Source organism: Marinobacter sp. UBA2498 (assembly GCF_002341575.1).
Classification (GTDB): Bacteria; Pseudomonadota; Gammaproteobacteria; order Pseudomonadales; family Oleiphilaceae; genus Marinobacter; species Marinobacter manganoxydans.
Map to the genome: position 1 here is coordinate 1 of NZ_DDOI01000030.1, position 2960 is coordinate 2960.

At 60.3% G+C, this 2960-nt stretch carries 3 protein-coding genes and 1 pseudogene; 1 reads left to right on the forward strand and 3 read right to left on the reverse strand.

Annotation, left to right across the window (positions count from 1 at the left end; translation table 11 throughout):
• Positions 1-61 precede the first annotated feature (61 nt).
• Genes B2W52_RS03065 through B2W52_RS03075 form a run of 3 tightly spaced genes read right to left on the reverse strand, consistent with a single transcriptional unit; the run spans position 62 to position 2452 of the window.
• Positions 62-733, reverse strand: coding sequence for an ATP-binding cassette domain-containing protein (locus B2W52_RS03065; protein WP_273070180.1), 672 nt, complete (start codon positions 731-733; stop codon positions 62-64).
• Positions 726-1502 (reverse strand): ABC transporter permease, encoded by a 777-nt coding sequence (locus B2W52_RS03070; protein WP_273070182.1) that lies wholly within the window; start codon positions 1500-1502, stop codon positions 726-728. The genes B2W52_RS03065 and B2W52_RS03070 overlap by 8 nt, the downstream gene beginning before the upstream one ends.
• Positions 1499-2452 (reverse strand): ABC transporter substrate-binding protein, encoded by a 954-nt coding sequence (locus tag B2W52_RS03075; protein WP_273070184.1) that lies wholly within the window; start codon positions 2450-2452, stop codon positions 1499-1501. The genes B2W52_RS03070 and B2W52_RS03075 overlap by 4 nt, the downstream gene beginning before the upstream one ends.
• 299 nt (positions 2453-2751) lie before the next feature.
• On the opposite strand from B2W52_RS03075, the pseudogene B2W52_RS03080 reads away from it, so the two are divergent.
• A pseudogene (locus B2W52_RS03080) lies at positions 2752-2960 on the forward strand (DNA-binding response regulator); the annotation flags it as partial.

The window sequence follows — 2960 nt, forward strand, 5'->3', positions numbered from 1 at the left end:
AGGAGACCATATACGGATTAGCAAAGCGTAATCCGACAGACTGCGGACACCCTCGATCAACCTAAGAGCCCGTCAAATCCAGATCACGAAGGCGCCCAAGAAGCCCATCGACCAGCCCAGGCTCTGCCAATACATCGTCCCACTGCAGTCGCGCAGGCTTGCCGTCGAGATACCACAGGCGGTTCGCCAATATCTCTGCATCACCGCCATCATGGGTAACGCAGATCATCGCCATATCAGGTTGCGAGTTCAGGATTCCGGCGATCAAGGCTTTCAGTTCGCCGGCCATGATGGGGTCCAGCGAGGCAAACGGCTCGTCCAGCAAGAGCAAGTCCGGTTTCACCGCCAGGCAACGGGCCAGGGCGGCTCTTCGGGCCATACCGAGTGACAGTTGGTCCGGGAGATAATGGCCGTATCCGGCCAGGCCAACCTGGCCCAGCAACGTCCCGGCCTCGTCATCGCTGGCACCAACCAGCCTGAGATTGGCGTGTAAAGTCCGCCATGGCAGCAGGCGATGCTCCTGAAACAGGTAGCCCACCCGGAGCTGCTCCCGGCCGATAACGGCGCTCTCTGGCACCGATTTATCGAGACCGGCAATGGCGTTCAGTAACGTGGTCTTGCCGATTCCCGAGGGTCCCAGCAGGCAGATGCGGTCGCCTCGCGCAATGGTTGCGAAGACCTCTCCGAGCACCGGCTGGCCGAAATCGCGGCCGGCGATTCTGAGTTCAAGCATGGGCGGCCTCCGGTTGTCGCCAGCGACTGGATCGGCGCTCAAGAGGCTGAAGTATGGCCAGTTCAATCAGCTGGACGATGGCAATAAACGCCAGGCTGTAGGCATGAATGGCGGCCACGTCGAAAACCTGAAACGCCATATGCAACTGGAAGCCAACGCCGCTGGAACGGCCGAGCAGCTCCACCACCAGGACAATTTTCCAGATCAGGGCCAGGCCGCCCCGGGTAGCCGCCATGAGATAGGGAAACAGCTGGGGTACCCAGACTTCCCGCAACCGTTGCCACCGGGTGAACTCGTAAACAGTGGCCATCTCCTCGAGCCTATAGTCCAGGCTGCGGGCGCCCTCCCGGACGGTAACCGCCACGTTGGGCACTTTGTTGATCACGACCGCCATCACGGCAGCCACTTCCACCAGGCCGAACCACACGTACATAAGGATGATGGTGACCAGCGCCGGCAGGTTGAGTAACAACACCAGCAGGGGATCGAACAGGGCATTGGTGGTTTGTGACCGGCCCATCACAATGCCGATGGCGGTGCCAATCGCCATGGCCAGAACAAAGGCGACCACCACGCGGGCCAGGGTCGCCCCCAGGTGATGCCAGAGCTCGCCGGACGCCGACTCCCGAACCATGGTGTCCAGTACGTTCGCCGGCGTTGGTAAAAGGGGCGACTGAAGCAGCCAGGCCGTCAGCGCCCAGAGCACGACAAACGAGGGCAGAACTATCCAGTAGCTCCAGAGCGGCGGGCGGCCGGTAGGGCCTTTCACGGCTGGCTCCGGTAAAACAGATTGGCGGGCATCAGGCGGTCCGGGTCGGCACCTGTGAGGGTCATCAATCGCTGCAGGTCTGCAATACGCTGTTCTGTTTGTGGCGCAGGCGTGCCGGCGACGAAGCCCTCGCGCAATGCCGTGAAGACGCCATCTTCAGGATTACCCATCAGGGGACGCAAGCGTTGCCAGGGTGATTCACTGTCCGCCAGCTCGGCTTTGGCCTCTTGAAGGGAGGCCGCGAAACCATCTATCAACGATCCATGATCGGTCGCCCATTTCGCAGGGAAGACATAACCCAGCACCGGCAGGTTGCGATCCAGGTCCAGCTCAGTGAGCAGATCGGCCATGCTGAAGGCCGACCGCCAGCCGCCCTCACCCCGGAGACGGGCCGCGAAATGCCAGTAGGTGACGATCACGTCTACCTGTCCCCGCTTGAGAGCCTGGCTGAGCAGCGGCGGAGCAGCGAACTGGATCTCTGCGGATTCGTCCAGATTGATACCCTGCCGCTCCGCGACTTTCTGGAGCAGTATCCAGCCCTTGCTGTCCGGCCCGCCGGCTACGCCGATGCGCTTGTCCGCCAGATCCGCCACCGAGCGGATCGGGGAAGTCTCGGCGACAACGATATCGCCGATCTGGGATGAAAAAGGCACATAAAGGTAGGGCGCTCCTGCCTGAAACCTGGACTGCGCCCACAGCAGGTCGGCCACTGCGCCATTCACCGAACCGCTGGTGACCGCGAGCCTGGAGGCCGGCAGGTTGGCCACCGGTTTCAGGTCCAGCCGAAAGCCATGCTCCCGGTCCAGCTCCCGATGCAGGAGATGGTCGAGCTCCCAGTGGGCGGTGCCAAACTGCAACACGCTGACAGACAGCACGGGCAGGTCAGACGCTTCTTCCCGGGCATGGACACTGCCTGCGAGACTCAGGAAAAGACCCAGCACGGCGGCCATTCCCTTTTTGATCCAGGGATCGGCAAGCGAGGATCGGGAGACGGTCGTTATTGTTGGTTGTAGGCTCATTGCTCCACGATACGAAGCCCACAGCCTTGCAAGAATAGTACTTTGGTGCCTGTTTTTTGGTGCGATGGTCGCATTCAACCCGAGACCAAGATGGCGTGTAATGAAACCATCACAATAATAAACAGAGGATCGGAACCGATTCCGGCGATTCTCTGCACAGGAGGCCGCCATGCTGAACGAGCTCGAAGCCGCACTCTCTACCGAGAACTACCCTTCCGAAAACTGCCATCATGATTCTGAAAAAACGCTATCATGATTCGGAAGCCATTCCCGACACTGAAAACAAACAGGTAGACCCATCCATGGAGCCGGCTTACAAGATTCTGATTGCCGACGACCACCCACTGTTCCGCGAAGCCATCAGCAGCGTTATCGCCTCTGGCTTTGAGGGCAGCGAGATCATCGAAACCGACGATCTGGACAGCGCTCTCGACATTAG

Bases quoted from the DNA above. Each gene is read 5' to 3' on its own strand.
- B2W52_RS03065 (WP_273070180.1), bottom strand. From the start codon at position 733: ATGCTTGAACTCAGAATCGCCGGCCGCGATTTCGGCCAGCCGGTGCTC.
- B2W52_RS03075 (WP_273070184.1), bottom strand. From the start codon at position 2,452: ATGGCCGCCGTGCTGGGTCTTTTCCTGAGTCTCGCAGGCAGTGTCCAT.